The organism is Pyrodictium brockii (assembly GCF_055379715.1).
On the sequence record NZ_AP042401.1, the window covers coordinates 1,179,542 to 1,196,014 of the forward strand.

18 protein-coding genes and 1 pseudogene are annotated in these 16,473 nt (G+C 66.2%); 15 read left to right on the forward strand and 4 right to left on the reverse strand.

Annotation, left to right across the window (positions count from 1 at the left end):
* Nucleotides 1–24: 24 nt before the first annotated feature.
* The 5 genes from ACZ42Y_RS06380 (at nt 25) to ACZ42Y_RS06400 (ending at nt 4,725) form a co-directional block, all read left to right on the forward strand.
* The gene (locus tag ACZ42Y_RS06380) at nt 25–1,251 is read left to right on the forward strand and encodes an ABC transporter permease (RefSeq protein WP_070807824.1); all 1,227 of its coding nucleotides are present in this window, start codon (nt 25–27) and stop codon (nt 1,249–1,251) included.
* Entirely contained in the window at nt 1,235–2,278 is a 1,044-nt protein-coding gene (locus ACZ42Y_RS06385) for an ABC transporter ATP-binding protein (protein ID WP_464735302.1), read from the forward strand. The genes ACZ42Y_RS06380 and ACZ42Y_RS06385 overlap by 17 nt, the downstream gene beginning before the upstream one ends.
* Nucleotides 2,279–2,349: 71 nt before the next feature.
* Nucleotides 2,350–3,330 carry an ABC transporter ATP-binding protein gene (locus tag ACZ42Y_RS06390; protein ID WP_464735790.1) on the forward strand — a complete coding sequence of 327 codons (981 nt, stop codon included), beginning with the start codon at nt 2,350–2,352 and terminating at the stop codon, nt 3,328–3,330.
* A 374-nt stretch (nt 3,331–3,704) separates the two neighbouring features.
* On the forward strand, nt 3,705–4,061 hold the full coding sequence (locus ACZ42Y_RS06395) for a 6-pyruvoyl trahydropterin synthase family protein (protein ID WP_236698195.1): 357 nt from the start codon (nt 3,705–3,707) through the stop codon (nt 4,059–4,061).
* Nucleotides 4,012–4,725 carry a 7-carboxy-7-deazaguanine synthase QueE gene (locus ACZ42Y_RS06400; protein WP_168371280.1) on the forward strand — a complete coding sequence of 238 codons (714 nt, stop codon included), beginning with the start codon at nt 4,012–4,014 and terminating at the stop codon, nt 4,723–4,725. The genes ACZ42Y_RS06395 and ACZ42Y_RS06400 overlap by 50 nt, the downstream gene beginning before the upstream one ends.
* On the opposite strand, the gene ACZ42Y_RS06405 is transcribed toward ACZ42Y_RS06400, so the two are convergent.
* Together ACZ42Y_RS06405 and ACZ42Y_RS06410 are read right to left on the reverse strand one after the other, a co-directional pair.
* On the reverse strand, nt 4,711–5,064 hold the full coding sequence (locus ACZ42Y_RS06405; protein WP_464735791.1) for a prephenate dehydratase: 354 nt from the start codon (nt 5,062–5,064) through the stop codon (nt 4,711–4,713). The two genes, ACZ42Y_RS06400 and ACZ42Y_RS06405, sit on opposite strands and share 15 nt — an antisense overlap.
* 3 nt (nt 5,065–5,067) lie before the next feature.
* A pseudogene (locus ACZ42Y_RS06410) lies at nt 5,068–5,474 on the reverse strand (prephenate dehydratase domain-containing protein); the annotation flags it as partial.
* Between the two features lie 168 nt (nt 5,475–5,642).
* Between ACZ42Y_RS06410 and ACZ42Y_RS06415 the strand changes: the two are divergent.
* The gene (locus tag ACZ42Y_RS06415; RefSeq protein ID WP_464735303.1) at nt 5,643–6,707 is read left to right on the forward strand and encodes an NAD(P)/FAD-dependent oxidoreductase; all 1,065 of its coding nucleotides are present in this window, start codon (nt 5,643–5,645) and stop codon (nt 6,705–6,707) included.
* A gap of 8 nt (nt 6,708–6,715) precedes the next feature.
* On the opposite strand, the gene gcvH is transcribed toward ACZ42Y_RS06415, so the two are convergent.
* Nucleotides 6,716–7,138: a glycine cleavage system protein GcvH gene (gcvH, locus tag ACZ42Y_RS06420; protein ID WP_058370759.1), complete on the reverse strand. Its 423-nt coding sequence runs from the start codon at nt 7,136–7,138 to the stop codon at nt 6,716–6,718.
* 159 nt (nt 7,139–7,297) lie between these two features.
* Between gcvH and ndhC the strand changes: the two genes are divergently transcribed.
* Nucleotides 7,298–7,675 carry an NADH-quinone oxidoreductase subunit A gene (gene ndhC, locus ACZ42Y_RS06425; RefSeq protein ID WP_464735304.1) on the forward strand — a complete coding sequence of 126 codons (378 nt, stop codon included), beginning with the start codon at nt 7,298–7,300 and terminating at the stop codon, nt 7,673–7,675.
* A gap of 3 nt (nt 7,676–7,678) precedes the next feature.
* Nucleotides 7,679–8,323, forward strand: a complete 645-nt coding sequence (locus tag ACZ42Y_RS06430; RefSeq protein ID WP_236698130.1) for an NADH-quinone oxidoreductase subunit B — start codon at nt 7,679–7,681, stop codon at nt 8,321–8,323.
* A 15-nt stretch (nt 8,324–8,338) separates the two neighbouring features.
* On the opposite strand, the gene ACZ42Y_RS06435 is transcribed toward ACZ42Y_RS06430, so the two are convergent.
* Nucleotides 8,339–8,875, reverse strand: coding sequence for an NADH-quinone oxidoreductase subunit C (locus ACZ42Y_RS06435; RefSeq protein ID WP_058370756.1), 537 nt, complete (start codon nt 8,873–8,875; stop codon nt 8,339–8,341).
* 254 nt (nt 8,876–9,129) lie between these two features.
* Here ACZ42Y_RS06435 and ACZ42Y_RS06440 point away from each other — a divergent pair, with 254 nt between their 5' ends.
* The 7 genes from ACZ42Y_RS06440 to ACZ42Y_RS06470 all read left to right on the forward strand — a co-directional run bounded on the left by ACZ42Y_RS06440 (nt 9,130) and on the right by ACZ42Y_RS06470 (nt 16,469).
* A complete protein-coding gene (locus ACZ42Y_RS06440) occupies nt 9,130–10,362 on the forward strand; it encodes an NADH-quinone oxidoreductase subunit D (protein ID WP_464735305.1) in 1,233 nt (410 codons plus the stop codon).
* A 21-nt stretch (nt 10,363–10,383) separates the two neighbouring features.
* Nucleotides 10,384–11,400 (forward strand): NADH-quinone oxidoreductase subunit NuoH, encoded by a 1,017-nt coding sequence (gene nuoH / locus ACZ42Y_RS06445; RefSeq protein ID WP_070807823.1) that lies wholly within the window; start codon nt 10,384–10,386, stop codon nt 11,398–11,400.
* Between the two features lie 6 nt (nt 11,401–11,406).
* Nucleotides 11,407–11,940, forward strand: a complete 534-nt coding sequence (locus ACZ42Y_RS06450) for a 4Fe-4S binding protein (protein WP_058370754.1) — start codon at nt 11,407–11,409, stop codon at nt 11,938–11,940.
* Nucleotides 11,924–12,439 (forward strand): NADH-quinone oxidoreductase subunit J family protein, encoded by a 516-nt coding sequence (locus ACZ42Y_RS06455; RefSeq protein ID WP_464735306.1) that lies wholly within the window; start codon nt 11,924–11,926, stop codon nt 12,437–12,439. The genes ACZ42Y_RS06450 and ACZ42Y_RS06455 overlap by 17 nt, the downstream gene beginning before the upstream one ends.
* A 103-nt stretch (nt 12,440–12,542) precedes the next feature.
* A complete protein-coding gene (locus ACZ42Y_RS06460) occupies nt 12,543–12,857 on the forward strand; it encodes an NADH-quinone oxidoreductase subunit NuoK (RefSeq protein ID WP_058370752.1) in 315 nt (104 codons plus the stop codon).
* A gap of 8 nt (nt 12,858–12,865) precedes the next feature.
* Entirely contained in the window at nt 12,866–14,374 is a 1,509-nt protein-coding gene (locus ACZ42Y_RS06465) for a complex I subunit 5 family protein (RefSeq protein ID WP_070807897.1), read from the forward strand.
* Nucleotides 14,375–14,396: 22 nt separating this feature from the next.
* Entirely contained in the window at nt 14,397–16,469 is a 2,073-nt protein-coding gene (locus tag ACZ42Y_RS06470; protein ID WP_058370750.1) for an NADH-quinone oxidoreductase subunit 5 family protein, read from the forward strand.
* The last annotated feature ends 4 nt before the right edge of the window (nt 16,470–16,473 follow it).

Consider the following 16,473-nt stretch of genomic DNA (forward strand, 5'->3'; position numbering starts at 1 on the left):
CCTCCGGGAGGGGTGCATCAGGGCTTGGCGGCGGAGGAGGTGTATGAGAAGAAGCTCCTGGACCACATGTCCGACCTGATGCTGGCCGGGCTGGCCGCGGTGGCCGACAGGATCCGCCCGGGCTGGAGCACGAGGAACCGGGGGAGGCTGGAAGAGTGGAGGCTGATGCTCTACACGCTGAACCGCTCCCCCCTCGGGCTCCTCGGCCTGCTCCTAGCCGCGGTATTCGTCGTGCTCGCCCTGCTCGGCCCCAGCATAGCGCCCCTAGGGTATGACACCCAGCTCTTCCTCTGCGACAGCCACGCGAGGCTCGCGCCGCCGGGCACGGTGGTGCACATACCCGATAACGCGTTCTGCCGGAGCCTCGGGCTCCACCCGGGCAACTTCACCATGCTCCTGGGCGGCGACGACTACGGTAGAGACCTCTGGAGCAGGATCCTCTACGGCGCCCGCACCAGCTTCATAGTCGCGGTCATAGTCATGGCTGTGGGCCCCTGGATAGGGATAGCGCTGGGCCTGGTGGCCGGCTACTACGGCGGCGTGGTGGACGAGGCTGTAATGAGGCTCACCGACATATTCCTCGCGTTCCCCGGCATGATACTGGCTATAGCGTTCTCCGCCGTGCTGCCCTACAGGATCCAGGACCTGCTCCAGGCCCACCCGCACCTGGCGGACTTCCTCCGCATGCTCTTCGCGGTCAAGCCCAAGGACGAGCCGGCTCTGGCCAGCCTGCTCTCGGTGATAATCGCGCTCTGGCTGGTCTGGTGGCCCGGCTACGCGAGGCTCGCCAGGGGCATGGTGCTGAGCACGAAGGAGAACACGTACGTCGAGGCGGCTAGGGCGCTGGGCGTGCCGACTAGGAGGATACTCTTCAGCCACATACTCCCCAACATAGCCGGGCCCCTGCTGGTGTTCCTAACGATAGACTTCGGCGGCGTGATACTGACGGAGGCCGGGCTCAGCTTCCTGGGCCTCGGCGCGGTGCCGCCGCTGGCGGACTGGGGCAGGATAATCTACGACGGCTCCCAGTACTTCCCCGACAGCTGGTGGCTGGTGTTCTTCCCGGGCCTGATGATATTCCTCACGGTGTTCGGCTTCAACCTGCTGGGCGACGCTCTACGGGACATAATGGACCCGAGGGTGAGGCGGAGCATAGAGTTCAAGGTGAAGAGGAGGGCTGGGGCCGCGAGCCCGGTCGGGGAGGCGGAGGCCGTAGCCGAGGAGTGGACCCGAGGTGAGGAGGGTGGCTGAGCGGAGGAGGCTCGACTGCAGGGACCCGATTATACTGGTGAGGGGGCTCCGCGTCAACTTCTACACCTACGCCGGCGTAGTTAAGGCTATCGACGGGGTGAGCTTCTGCATAGAGAGGGGTGAGACCTACTGCCTGGTCGGGGAGACCGGCTGCGGTAAGAGCGTGACCAGCCGCGCCCTCACCAGGCTCATAAAGCCGCCGGGGAGGATAGAGGGGGGCGAGATAATCTACTACCCCGAGCCCGGCAAGCCCGTGAACATCATGGAGCTAGGCGAGGAGGAGCTGCAGAGGATAAGGGGCAGGGAGATAGCCTACGTGTTCCAGGACCCTGGCGCCGCGCTTGACCCTCTCTACACGGTCGGCTACCAGGTCTCCGAGACCATGCTAGTCCACGGCATAATTAGGAGGATAAAGGACGGGTTCCAGAGGGCCGTGGAGCTGCTGAGGAAGACGCTGATCACCGACCCGGAGAAGAGGGTCCGGTCCTACCCCCACGAGCTCAGCGGCGGCATGAAGCAGAGGAGCGTGATAAGCATAAGCCTCTCCACTAAGCCGAAGCTCCTAGTGGCGGACGAGCCCACAACGGCCCTCGACACGACGGTGCAGGCGGAGATAATGGACCTGCTCCGCAGACTCAAGAAGGAGGAGGGGCTGACGCTCCTCCTAATAACCCACAACATGGGCCTAGTGGCGGAGATGTGCGACCGTGTAGCGGTAATGTACGCGGGCCAGATAGTGGAGGAGGCCCCCGTCGACGAGATATTCAAGAACCCGCTGCACCCCTACACCAGGGCGCTGCTGAGGGCCATACCAGACCCCACTAGGAGCGTTGAGAAGCTCGAGTCGATACCCGGCACCGTGCCCAACCTGGTGAACCCGCCTCCGGGCTGCAGGTTCCACCCACGCTGCCCCGAGGCTATGCCGGTCTGCACGCGGCGGCCCCCCGTGCTCAGGATGGGGGACCGCCACTACGTGGCATGCTGGCTCTACGCGGGCAAGGGCAGGAGCGGGGGTGGCGGGGCGTGAGCGCCGGCGAGGCAGGGCTCGCGGCCAGGGAGGACCCGGGCTATAGGGAGGCCCTACGGGAGCTGGGCAGGCTGTTCCCCGGCGAGGAGCCGCTGGTGGTAGCCCATCACCTGGCCAAGTACTTCCCCGTGAAGGGGCTCTTCTTCACCAGGGGCTGGGTGAGGGCGGTAGACGATGTATCCTTCATAGTGCCCCGCGGCAAGACGATGGGCCTTGTGGGGGAGAGCGGGAGCGGGAAGACCACCACGGGCCGGCTGGTGCTCAGGCTGATAGAGCCTACGAGGGGCACCGTGTTCTTCGAGGGCCGCGACGTGTTCAAGCTGAAGGGGAGGGAGCTGAAGTGGTTCCGCAGGCAGGCGCAGATAGTGTTCCAGGACCCCTATAGCAGCCTCAACCCCCGGATGACCGTCTACGATATCCTCACCGAGCCCCTCCGGGTCCACGGTATAGAGGTTGACGACCCATACAGCTACGTGGTGAAGCTGCTCGAGGAGGTGGGGCTGAACGAGAGCCACGTCTACCGCTACCCCCACGAGTTCAGCGGCGGGCAGCGCCAGAGGATAGCAATAGCCAGGGTGATGGTGCTCAAGCCCAAGTTCATAGTGCTCGATGAGCCCACCAGCGCGCTCGACGTCTCGGTGCAGGCCCAGATACTCAACATGCTGAAGGAGCTGCAGGCGAAGTACGGGCTGACCTACCTCTTCATAAGCCACGACCTGGGGGTTATACGCTACATGAGCAACTACATAGCCGTCATGTACCTGGGCAAGATCGTTGAGCTGGGGCCGGCGGAGGAGGTGTTCGAGAAGCCCCTGCACCCCTACACGGAGATGCTGCTCTCCGCCATACCTGTCCCTGACCCGGAGAGGGCTAGGAGCAGGAAGCGGGTGAGGATCGAGGGGGAGCCGCCGAGCCCCATCAACCCGCCGCCGGGCTGCAGGTTCCACCCCAGGTGCTGGAAGCGCCTCGACCACTGCAGCCGCGAGGAGCCGCCGCTGGTCGAGGCCGAGAAGGGCCACTATGTCGCGTGCTGGCTCTACGCCCGCCGCTAGCCCCTGAGGGGGCCGAGGAGAGGGAGTCTACACGAGATCCCGGGGGCGCCTCGCCTGGCCTGTAGGCCCTCCGGGGCCGGAGCCCGCGGCGGCTGGAGGGCTACTAGCCCCGGAGCCCCGGGAGCCCGAGCGAGCGGCATACAAGGGGGGCCAGGGGCCTAAGAGTCGTCAGGGAGGGCCCTAGGGGCCGGGAGTGAAGAGCGGGCTACCAGCCCGGGCAGGCCCGGGGCCGATGCCGGGGAGAACCTCGGGGGCGACCCGGCCGGGGCCCCTCCAGGCGCCGGGCTTATCAACCAGGGGCGCGGCGCCCCTCCCCCGCGAGGAACCGGGGCCAACGCGGAGGCCTGGCAAGCAGCTGCGGGGTGCCCGGCTTGGTGTTCAGGGTTAAGGCGTGCACGATGTTCTCAGCGGCCCACCGGATAGAGGGCCACCCCCGCTGCGGGCGGGTGCATGGGCACAACTATAGGGTCTGCATAGTGCTCCGGGAGGACAGGCCCATGGGGATAGACCTGGACGAGCTGGAGAAGTGGCTGCGCGAGAACGTCTACAGCAAGTTCGACCACCGGTACCTCAACAGTGTTCTCGCCGAGGGCGGCGGGGAGCTGCCGGTGGTGACCAGCGAGGATCTCGCCGTCCTGGTGGCCCGCGGCCTAGAGGAGAGGTTCCCCGGGAGGGTGGAGCTTGTCGAGGTCTGCGAGACAGAGGATCTCTGCGCAAGCTACCAGCCCTAGGCTCCGCGTCTCCGAGCTCTTCCTGAGCCTCCAGGGGGAGGGCCCCTTCACGGGCATGAGGGCCCTCTTCATAAGGCTCGCCGGCTGCAATCTCCGCTGCCCCTTCTGCGACACCAAGTACAGCCTCGACCCCAGGGCCGGCAGGCCGGTGGAGCTGGAGGAGGTGCTGGCTAGGGTGGAGGAGCTGAAGCCCAGCCTGGTGGTCGCGACGGGAGGGGAGCCGCTGCTCCAGCGCCGGGCTCTCAACGCGCTGGCGGAGCGGCTCCACGAGCGGGGCTACACGCTGCAGCTTGAGACCAACGGGACGCTGCCGGCCCCGGAGGCGGGGGAGCCCCTCTACAGGGCCTACCACGTGGTCTCCCCGAAGGACGTGCCCGTGGCGGTGCCGGGGGCCAGGACGCACCCTAGCTGGGTGAGCTACGCCAGGGAGACTGGCAGGGCCTGGTTCAAGTTCCTCGTCTCCGGCGAGGAGCACGTGAAGGCTGTGGAGAGGTACGTCGAGGAGAACGGCATCCCCCGGGAGAGGGTCTACCTGATGCCCCTGACGTCCGAGGACATGGGGCCGGAGGAGCTGCTGGAGGCCCACCGCCGGGTGGCCGGGCTGGCCCTCGGCAGCGGGTTCAACTTCAGCCCACGGCTCCACCTTCTCCTAGGCCTCCGCTAGGGGGCCGCGGAGCACCGGGTAGCTGCCCAGGACGCGGAGGAAGAGGCTCCTCTCCCGGGCCTCCTCCAGGGCCTCCGCCACCCTCTCATCGAGCCTGCTGCCCTCCATGTCTATGTAGAAGTTGTAGTGCCAAGGCTTGCCGTGGATGGGCCTGGAGTAGATCATCTTCAGGTTCACCCCGTGGCTGGCGAAGGGCTCGAGCAGCCTGTAGAGGCTGCCAGGCTCATCCGGCACCGCTGTTATGATGCTCGTCCTCTCCCCCCTCTCCGGCTGGTCCCTCCACGCCAGCGCTATGAACCTGGTGTAGTTGGGGCCGTCCTCGACGCTCTCGGCGAGCACCTCCAGGCCGTGGGCCGCCGCTGCCCGGTGGCTGCAGACGCACAGCGCCCCCTCCTCCGCGGCGCGGCGGCCCACGGCCTGGAGGTGCTCGAGACCGCCACCCTCTCCACGCCGGGGGCGAGCCTGTCGAGGCTCCTGGCCGCCTCCCGCAGCGCGTGAGGGTGCCCGTAGAGCCTCGGAGCGCCCCGCCGGCCGGCTAGGACGAGGCTTATCCTGGCCTCGAGCGCGGCGTAGACGTGGAGCATCGTGGAGGCCAGGTTGTCGAGCGTCTCGCCCACGGGCCCCTCGAGGCTGTTCTCCACGGGGACGACGCCGTAGTCGGCCTCGTAGCCCTCTACAGCCCTGAAGACCTCGGTTATGCTCCTGCACGCAATGTACTCGGCGCCGGGGAAGAGCCCCTCGGCAGCCATGTGGGTGAAGCTGTGCTCCGGGCCTAGGAAGGCGACGCGAACAATAGCGCCCCACCGGGGGCCCACCACGGGCCCCGGGGAGGTTATACTCCTGACGGCGCGGGGCCCGGGCGTCGGAAGCCGTTTAGCCAGCGAGACGGCGTCCTCCAGCAAGCCCCGGGGGAGGCTATGGCGCAGAGTACTGGGGGAAGGGAGGGCTCCGGGTCCCCGGAGCCGGAGAGGCACGACATAATAGTGATAGGGGCGGGCATGGCTGGGCTCACGGCCGCCCTCTACCTGGCTAGGCAGGGTGTCGACGTGCTCGTGGTCAGCAAGGACCTCGGGGGCCAGCTGCTCCAGGCCACGGTCATAGAGAACTACCCGGGTATCGAGGCTATAAAGGGCGTAGACCTGGCCATGAAGGTGGAGAAGCAGGCCAGGACCTTTGGGGCCAAGTTCAGGTACGGGGAGCTTATAACTAGGATAGAGAGGCTTGAGGACGGCAGCTTCCTCCTCGAGAGCGCTAGGGGCAGCCGCTACCAGGCCGAGGCGGTCATCCTAGCCTTCGGCAAGACCCCGAAGAGGATGAACGTCCCCGGGGAGGACGAGTACGATGGCCGCGGGGTGAGCTACTGCACTATCTGCGACGGGCCCCTCTACCGGGGCAAGAACACGGCGGTGGTGGGGATAGGCGACCAGGGGCTCGAGGCCGTGGCGCTCCTCGCCGGGCTCTGCCCCCGCGTATACTACGTGACCCCCACCAAGCTCTTCGGCGACCCCGACCTGGTGGCCAGGGTGCGCAGCGCCGAGAACGTGACCATACTGGAGAAGCATGAGCCTGTCCGCGTCCTAGGCGACGGCAGGAGGGTCACCGGGCTCGTGGTGCGGGACAAGGAGACCGGCGAGGAGAAGACCCTGGAGGTGGAGGGCGTGTTCGTGGAGCTGGGCTACGAGGCCAAGACGGAGTTCGTGAAGCACCTAGTAGACCTTAACGAGAACGGGGAGATAGTCACCGACTGCATGGGGGCAACCAGGACGCCGGGCCTCTTCGCGGCCGGCGACGTGACCCATATACCCTTCAAGCAGGCCGTGATCTCGGCTGGCGATGGAGCCAAGGCCGCGCTGGCCGCGTTCAACTATCTGCAGAAGAGGCGGGGCAGGAACGTGGAGATAAAGGGCGACTGGAAGAAAACCGGCCGCGTTAAGCCGAAGGTACAGCTCCGCGTGGGCCTCAAGAAGAGGAAGGAGCAGTAGGAGAGGGCCTAGTGGCCCTCCTCCTCCCTGCGTATCTTTTCCGCGTACTGCTCCGGCGTAAGCAGCTTCTCGAGCTCGCTCTCATCGCTTATCCTTATCTTGAACATCCAGCCCTCCCCGTAGGGATCCTTGTTGACAAGCTCGGGCTCGTCGTAGAGCCTCTCGTTAACCTCGACAACCTCCCCGGAGACGGGGGCGTAGATGTCGGCGGCGGCCTTCACCGACTCTATGCTCCCCACCGCCTCGCCCGCCTTCACCCTGGAGCCCGGCTCCGGCAGCTCCACGCCCACTATGTCGCGCAGCTTCTTCTGCGCATAGTCGGTTATCCCTACCACTACAACGCCGTCCTCCCTCTTAGCCCACTCATCGGTCCTCGTGTAGAGCCTGTCCCGGAGCACTATGTAGTTGCCCACACGTATCTCCTCGGCCAAGCCGGGGCACCTCGCGTGGCCGCGCTCCAGGCAATGCCCAGCCTGGGGAGGATAAAGAGGGCCCTGGCCCCGGGGGCAGGGCTATAACGCTGCCCCCGCCGCCCTAGAGGGGCCGGCGCCGCGGGGCCGAGCGGGGGAGCTGGAGGGGCGTGGATAGGGTTGGCCGCGGGCTATGCCGACGCTATAGTGTCTATAGCAGCTGTCCTCGTGCTCGTACCCGCCAGCATTATCCTCGCCTACCTGCTCCTCTCCCGGGCCACGCGGGGCCCGGAGCACGTCTTCAAGAGGCTCCGTTTCGAGGCCGGCAACCCGCCCGGCGGGGAGGCTAGGGTTCCGACGCTCTACCAGTACCTGGGCTACATACTCATATTCATAGCGCTTGACCCCGTGTTCATGCTGCTCTTCGTCCTCCCGGCGGCAGGGGGGAGGGGGTACCAGGTGGCTTTCCTCGTCCTAGCCTCGGTGGCGGCAATACTCCCGCCCATAGTGTACGCCGTAAGATATGCCAGGAGGCGGGAGTACTGGGGCCTGCCCTAGGGGGTGGAGAGCCGCATGTACCAGTACCGGGATTGGAGGCGCGGCCTCATACTGGTGGGGAACCTCGAGGAGGCTGCTGAGAAGGCGGCGCGCTGGCTGGTGGAGAAGACCCCTATCAAGACTCTCCGGGACTGGGCTACCAGCTTCAGCCTCTGGCCGGTGCACCTCACCACCAGCTGCTGCGGCGCCGAGTTCGCCGCCCTCTACGCGCCCAAGTACGACGCTGAGAGGCTGGGTAGCCTGCCCTTCACCCACGCGCGGAACACCAACCTGGTGATTATAGAGGGGACGCTCACCAGGAAGATGGCCAGGGTTGCAAGGATAACCTGGGAGCAGATGCCCTGGCCCAAGTTCGTGATAGCTATGGGGGCGTGCGCGCTCACCGGCGGCCTATTCTACAACAGCTACAATGTAGTGTTGGCCCACGAGGTGCTCCCCGTCGACTACTACGTGCCGGGCTGCCCGCCGCCGCCCGAGGCCGTCGCCCACGCGCTGGTGAAGCTGCAGCAGAAGGTCAGGCAGGGCAAGTGGAGGCCCAGGGACGTCGAGGACAAGAGCAAGCTGAAGGAGCTCATGGAGCCCATGTACAGGAGGGCTGAGGAGTACCAGCGTGTTGTCGCCGAGCAGCGGCTCCTGGCGGAGGGGTAGAGGGAGGGCTCCCCCTCAGCCTTTTCCGCCTCCCTCTCCAGCCCCGGCTTCGCCGCCGGGCTTCAGCTCGGGCTTCAGCACCCATATCGGCTTGCTCGGCTTGGAGGATATGTAGGGCTCCTCGGCCACGTGGAAGTCCTTGCGGAGCGGGTAGACACCCTCGGGCCAGTCCTCGGGGAGGAGCAGGTGGCGGAGGTCCGGGTTGCCCTCGAACACTATGCCCAGCATCTCGTGCTCCTCCCTCTCCTGGATCTGCGCCGCCGGGTAGATGTCGTATACCGAGGGCACGCGGGGGTCGTCACGCGGCACCATGACCTCGAGGGCGACTAGCTCGGAGGGGTTGCTGCTCCTCGTTATATGGTAGACTATTCTCATCCTCCCCTGCTTTGGCTCATCCACCCCGCTGACCATGAGGAGGTAGTCGTAGCCGGCCTCCCGCAGCCTCTCCGCAGCCTCGCGGAGCCGGCTAGGCTCCACGATAGCCACCTTCACTCCCTGGCGCTCCTCGACACGCTGAGCTAGGCCCGCTAGGAGCTCCTCTAGCTCCTGCAAGGGTCTCCTGCACCTCCCGCCTAGGGGCCGGAGGAGCCTCCCGGAAGCGCTGTGAAGCCCTCCCCCGGGCCCCTTCTTAGCCGCTGGCCCGCTGGGTGTGCGGGGTCCTATTGACCGATGCTGTACAATGGCTATTCCGTCTGGGGCTCAGTATTTTAGGGTGCTTGACGCCTTGGCCGGTGCTTCGGGCCGGGGGCGCCTAGCATTACGCGTCAGTAGTCGAACCCAGGTCTTCATGGTCTCAGCCGTCCGCCGTGCTGCGCGGGGTGGCTGACGCTATGGCCGCGGTGGAGCTTCCGGGGATGATGGGCCGGGAGCTCGGGACCCGGGAGGGCTACCGGGTGGTCGAGCTCTACATAGGGCCCCAGCACCCCGCCTCGGGGCATATGAGGCTTATCGTCTATCTTGACGGTGACAGGGTTGTACGGGTCGACCCGGATATAGGGTATGTGCACCGCACTATGGAGAAGCTCTCCGAGGTAAGAGAGTACGTCCGTATCATAAGCCTCCTGGAGCGCATGACAATAATCGACGCCTGTAACATTACCCTCCCCTACGTCGAGGCTGTGGAGAAGCTGCTGGGCGTTGAGCCCCCGCCCAGGGCCAGGTACCTGCGCACCATCCTCTGCGAGGTGAACAGGATAGCGAGCCACCTCTACGGCCTCGGGATAGGCGGGATATTCCTCAACCACTCTACCATGTACATGTGGGCCTTCGGCGACCGCGAGGTATTCGTCCACCTAGCCTCGCTGCTCACGGGCACGAGGCTTACCCACACCTACCCGATACCCGGCGGGGTCCGTCTCGACCTCCCCCAAGTGTTCCGCGAGGAGTTCGAGAAGGCGAAGCGCTACATGCTGCGCAGGCTCCGCGAGTACGACAAGGTGTTCCTCAACAACCCGGTGATAAGGGGGAGGCTCGAGGGAGTCGGGGTCCTCCCCCGCAGCCGTGCCGTGGCCCTCGGAGCCACTGGGCCTAACCTGAGGGCTAGCGGCGTCCGCTACGACGCCAGGCTCCTGGGCTACGCCGCCTACGGCGAGCTCGACTTCGAGCCCGTGGTCGGGAGCGAGGGCGACGCGCTCGAGAGGATATGGGTCCGGCTCCGCGAGATAGAGGCCAGCCTCGAGCTGATAGAGAGGGCGCTCCGCCAGCTCCCCGAGGGCCCGTTCATGAGCGAGCGGTTCATCCGCCAGGTGCCCCCGGCCATGAGGAAGTGGTTCGAGCGGGGCCGCGTCAAGCTCCCCGGGGGCTATGTGAGGCTGAAGGCCAAGCCCGGCGAGGTGGTGGGCCGGGGAGAGATGGGGAGGGGTGAGGTGACCTACTACCTGGTCAGCAGCGGGGATACGAAGCCCTACCGGCTCCGCGTGGTGACGCCGAGCGCTAGGAACGTGGTGCTCTTCGACGCCCTGGCCAGGGGCCACACGCTAATGGATGTGCCCGCTATATACGCGAGCATCGACTACTTCCCCCCGGAGGCTGACCGGTAGAAGGAGGGGGTGAAGGCTTCCATGCTGCTCGGCTGGCTCGCAGCCCGCCTAGGCGTGCCCGAGTGGGCTGTGAGGGCGGTGTTCGCGCCCCTCGTCTACCCGGGGCTCCTCACATTCACCCTCCTGGCCCTCTTCATAATCTGGGCTGAGAGGAAGATCGCTGCCAGGGCCCAGATGAGGGTGGGGCCCTACTATGTCTCGCCGAGGCTCCAGGGCGCGCTGCAGATGCTGGCGGATGGCGTGAAGTTCGCCTTCCAGGAGATAATAGTGCCGGTCGAGGCAGAGAAGTGGAGCTTCCTCTTCGCCCCGGTACTCGCCTTCACCATAGTGGCGCTCGCATTCACCGTAGTGCCTGGCGGCCCCGGGATCTACGGGTTCAGGACGCCCTTCAGCATACTCATCGCCACAGCCATTATTGGCCTAACCCCGATACTAGCGGTCATAATGGGCTGGGCGGCCTCCAACAAGTTCGCCTTCATCGGGGCCAGCCGTGAGGCCCTGGTCTCGGTGACGGGGGAGGCTACCCTACTCGCCTCCCTCCTAGCGACCACAATGATGTATGGTGTTCTGGACTTCAGCGAGGCTGTCGAGAAGCAGATGGCTACAGGGGTTATAGGGCTCGTGGCCAACCCTATAGCGGCGCTGCTCTTCTTCATAGCCGCGCTCCTGGTCACCGACAGGGTGCCGTTCGACCTGGTGCTGGGGGAGCAGGAGATAGTGCAGGGCCCCTACACCGAGTATAGCGGGCTCCTCTACGCGCTGGTAATGGCCCTGGACTACGCCAAGCTCTACGTGCTGATGCTCATGTTCACACTCCTCTTCCTGGGGGGCTGGATGCCCTTCACGAGCCCGCTGCTCGGCAGCATCGCCGTGCTGGCCAAGACGGTCGCCCTAATGCTATTCACGGTGTTCCTCCGCGCAGTATATGGGAGGATGCGGCTGGACCAGACGGCCGACATGTTCTGGTCGCGTCTCTTCCCCCTGGCCCTCCTGGCCTTCGCCGTCTCGGCTCTCGTGCGCTACATCTACACGGGGTGAGCCATCTTGGCTCCGGGCCTCAGCGAGAGGAGGGATAAGGGTCGGGCTGGCCGTAGGCCGCCGCGCGTGAACCCGGTTAAGGGCCACCTGGACGCCATACTCACTGTGGCTAGGCGGATGCTCCACCCGCCTATGACGCTCCAGTACCCCGACGTGGAGGAGGAGAAGCCGGAGTACTACCACGGCATAATACTCTTCGACTATAACAAGTGCATAGGCTGCACGCTATGCGCCCAGGTCTGCCCCTCCAGGGCGATCAAGATGTTCAGGGTGCCGGGCGATAAGAGGATGAGGCCCGGCTACGATATCGGTCGCTGCATCTTCTGCGGGCTCTGCGCGGACATATGCCCGACTGACGCGCTTGAGACGAGCATAGTGCATGACAAGGTGTTCGAGAAGCTTGAGACCATGGACCTGGACCCCGTGGACTGGGCTATATACTCCAGGAAGCTGCGGGAGGAGATAAAGAAGCCCTCAAGGCCCCGGGTTAGGGCCAGAGTTGATGAGAAGGCGGGGCTCCGCTATGAGCGTGCAAGCTAGCCTCCTCGATGCGGCTATAGTTGTGTCGCTGCTAGCAGCGGCCTCGGGCTCTGTAGGAGCCATTATGGCTAGGAAGACGGTGCATAGTATAGCCTGGCTTGTCATTGCCTCGCTCGGGGTTGCCGCGGTTCTCGCGCTGACGGGCTACGGCTACCTCTCGGTCTTCCACATAGTCGTCTACACGGGGGCGGGCATCATGCTCCTAGCCATAGTGGTTATGATGCTGGGTTGCGGCGTGGAGCCGAGGACTCTGAACCCTGGCAGGCTTGTGCTAGCCTTCTTCGCCGCGGCCGCGCTCGAGGCGCCGCTGGCGATGTATGCGCTCAGCCACCCCGTGTCAAGCAGCGAGCTGGCCTCCAGGAGCCTCAGCTTCACCCAGGCAGCCCGGGTGCTGGTGGACTGCTGGCTCTGCACCCTCCTAATGGTGGTGACGGTTGCAGCGGTGCTGATAGAGGCCCTCTCCATGGCGCGGGGCTCCGCCGCCCCCCGGGGGGAGTAGAGGGGGCCGGCGCGCCGACGCCGCGGCGTGGAGGCAGAGTAGAACTTTTTCCCAGCTGGTCCCCGAGCCGGGCTGGCACAGCCCTTGGGAGGATGGCGGGGCTGTGAACGGCGAGGCCCTTACGCTGCTCGTCTACCTGACCGCGCTGGTGGCCGGCATGTCCGGGCTCTACGGGGTTATGACAGCGCGTAGTCTCGTGAAGCTCTTCATATCGGTGGAAGTATTCTTCAACTCTGTGGTGCTTACCGCCGCCTACACGGGCCTCGTTGCAGGGGCCCGCCCAGGGTTCTACAGTGTCCTCCTCGCAACCATAATGCTCACTATAGCCGAGATCGCGGTGGTCGCTGCACTCCTCATACTCGTGTACCGTAAGAAGAGGAGCATGAGCGTCGACCTGCTGAAGGAGACCCGGGGGTGAAGGGGCTGATGGAGGAGACTGGGCTCGGCCTCCCTCTGCTCTGGGCCAGCGTGGCCGCCCCGGCCATAGCGGGTACTGTCAGCGGGCTCTACGCCTCGAGGATCGGGCGGAGGGGCCACGTGCTGCTCAACTCGGGCAGCTGGCTGATCTCCCTGCTCCTCCTCCTGCCCCCGGCCGCGGCCGCGCTGGGAGGCAGGGTTGTCCTAGACCCTCTCTGGGCGAGGGTGCCCGGCGTCGGGGTGTTCAGCCTCTTCCTCGACGCCGTGGGGGCTGCGATGGCCCTCACCATCGCGGTTGTGAGCCTGCTTGTGGCCCTCTACTCCAGCCCCTACATGGAGCACCGCTTCGAGGAGATGGGGCTGGATGAGAGGCACTGGGGCGTCTACTACCTGCTCTACCAGCTATTCACCGCGGGGATGCTGGGCGCTGTCATGGCTGGCAACGGTATACTCTTCTACCTCTTCCTCGAGCTCACGCTGATCCCGAGCGCGCTCCTCATAGTCCTCTACGGCTACGGTGACCGGGTGCGCGTGGGCCTCATCTACCTCGTCTGGACCCACCTGGGCGCGCTCCTCTACCTCCTGGGCCTCTTCCTCATCCACTCCTACGACTTCTACCTGCCTGGCTCCGGCTACGTAACCGGGGCCGGCGGGGGCCACGCGCTGGCGCTCGCGCTCATAGTCGTGGGGCTCGCGGTCAAGATGGCCATGTCTGGGCTCCACCTCTGGCTCCCCTACGCGCACGCTGAGGCCCCTACCCCGGTCTCGGCGCTGCTCTCGCCGCTGTTGATAGGGATAGGGGCCTACGCCATGCTCCGGGCCGGTGTCGGGTTCTTCCCCCGCCTCTGGGGCTCCGTTAGCCCCATCCTCCTCCTCTGGGCCCTGGCCACCATGCTCTACGGGGGCTTCCTGGTGCTCGCCCAGAGGGATGTGAAGAGGCTGTTAGCCTATAGCAGCATATCGCAGATGGGCTACCTTATGCTGGGGCTCGCGGCCGCAAACCCGGTGGGTGAGACCGGGACGGTGCTCCACTATATGGCCCACGCGCTGGGCAAGGCAATACTCTTCGGCGTCGCCGGCGTCTTCATAGTGGGTCTGGGCACCCGCGACCTCGGGGAGCTGGGTGGGCTGCTGCAGCGCATGCCCTACACGGCTGCCGTAGCCCTCCTCGGCTTCATGATGATATCCGGTATACCCCCGACGCTGGGCATGTGGAGCGAGGTCTACCTGGTCTTCGGATTCGCCAGGTGGGCCAGCGGCTACGGGCCCGGCGCCTTCGTGGTCCTCGCGGCAGGCGTCGCGGCGGCAATGACGCTCACTGCTGTCTACAGCTTCCTCGCCTTCAGGAACATGTTCCTCGGCAGGCCGGGGAGGGCGTACGAGAGGGCTGGGGAGGAGGGCGTGCGGGGCCTGCTCGCGCCCCTCGTGGCCCTGGCGGTGCTCGGCGTAGCCCTCTTCATACTCGTCAACCTGGTTGCCGGCCCGGTGCTCTCCCTGCTGAGGCAGGTCTACGGCTGATCCCCGGCGAGAGGTGGGCTGGATGGCCTCGCCCGGGCTGCTGGCGCTGGCGGCGGTGGCGTCCGAGTACCTGGCGGCCCTAGCCGTGGTGCTGCTCGCCGTGCTCGGCTCCGGCTGGAGGAGGATTGCCTGGACCGGGGTGGCGGGCGCCGCAGCGGCCACCGTGTTCTCCTGGCTCGCGCTCGCCGCGGGGGAGGGGAGGCTCAGCTATCCCTGGGTGCCCGGGCTCGGCGTCGACCTGGCGCTCCGGGTGGATGCGCTCTCCGGGATAGTGGGGGTGGTCGTCTCCACCCTCAGCCTGCTGATAGCCCTCTACAGCGTCGACTACATAGGAGAGTGGGGGGCGGCCAGGTACTGGCTGTTCTACAGCTTCTTCGTGGCTAGCATGCTGCTGCTCGTCTACGCCGACGACCTTGTTGTAATGTTCATAGGCTGGGAGGGCACCGGGCTCTCCAGCTGGGCCCTCATAAGCTTCTACCACGACGACCGGGAGGAGGCGTGGGTGGGCGACCCCGGCCGCTCCAGGCTCGGGGTGCCCATGTGGTTCACGCCAACTCATAGCGGGCTCCGGGCACTCTCATTCACGCGGCTCGGCGATATGGGCATGCTTATAGGCATGGGCCTCGTGGCCGCCTCCCTCGGCTCCACGAGCATGTCGGGGATGGAGGGGCACGCCGCCTGGCTGCTCTCGGACCTCAACATGAGGGGGCTCCTGGCTGCGTGGCTCGCCCTCTTCTACCTAGGCGCGCTGGCGAAGAGCGCCCAGTTCCCCTTCCACGAGTGGCTGGTAACCGCCATGACGGGCCCCACCTCGGTGTCGGCGCTGATACACGCGGCAACCATGGTGAAGGCGGGTGTCTACTTCGCGCTCCGCTTCACCCCCGCCATAGCGGCGGGGCTGGCCCTCTTCCACGGCGCCGGCGCCGGCGTCTATCGGGGGCTGGCCTGGCTCGCCCTGCTCACAGCCTTCTCGACGGCTACAATGGCTATAGTGGCTAGGGAGCTTAAGCTCATACTAGCATTCTCCACGGCCAGCCAGCTATCCTACATGATGGCCGCCGTCTTCGCCGCCGCGGCCGCGGGGAGCCCGGCCCTCGGCAGCCTCGGGGGGCTGGCCCACCTAATCTCCCACGCCGTGTTCAAGGCGGCGCTCTTCCTCGCCGCCGGCGCGGTGATACACGAGGTGGGCAGCCGCTACATAACAGACATGGGCGGGCTGCGGCGCTCAATGCCCTACACGTTCCTAGCCTTCCTCCTGGCCGGGCTGAGCCTGGCCGCGCTGCCGCCCTTCTCGGGCTGGTGGAGCAAGGACCTGGCCGTGGAGGCGATAGGCCTGCTCGGCGGCTGGGCCAGCCTAGCCGCGCTGGCCACCGCTGTGCTCACAGCGTTCTACACAGTTAGGATGATCTACTACGTGTTCCTCGCCCCGCCCCGGGGGGAGCGCCACGCCGGGGAGCCCGGCTGGCTGATGCTGGGCCCCTACCTGGCCCTCGGCCTGGCCTCCCTGGGCCTCGGCCTCGCCTGGCCCTGGCTCGCGCGCCTCCTGGAGGAGGCCGTGGGGCTCCATGCTTTCAGGGAGGAGCTGGGCGTGGTGGCCTACGGCACCCTCGCTGCAGCGCTGGGGGCGTCGGGGATCCTGCTCTACCGCGCCCGCCTCCTCCCCCTACGGGGGGTTGAAGAGAGGCCCCTGCTGGGTGCTCTCCACGGGTTCCTCTACGACAGGTGGCTGGTGAACCCTCTGATATACAGGCTCGTAGTCTACCCGGGCGCGTGGCTCTCGCGCGCCCTGGCCCGTGTGGAGGAGCTGCTGGACCTGGCTGTGCACGGCGGCGTGGCCCGGGCGGGCTGGAGGATGATTGGGGCGCTGCAGGAGGGGGCTGAGCTGAGGCTGGACCGGGCGCTCCACGTGGAGCTGCCCGCCGCGGCTGCGGGGCTGAGTGCGGCCGTTAGGAGGCTGCAGAGCGGGGACGTGAGGATCTATATCGTGTACTTCATGGCTGGAATGGTGCTCGCGGCGATCCTCTCCACGGTGGTGATATTCTTCATAGCCCACGCGGCCTGGCCCGCGCTGGCAAGCCTTGCTCCAGGGTGGTAGCCGT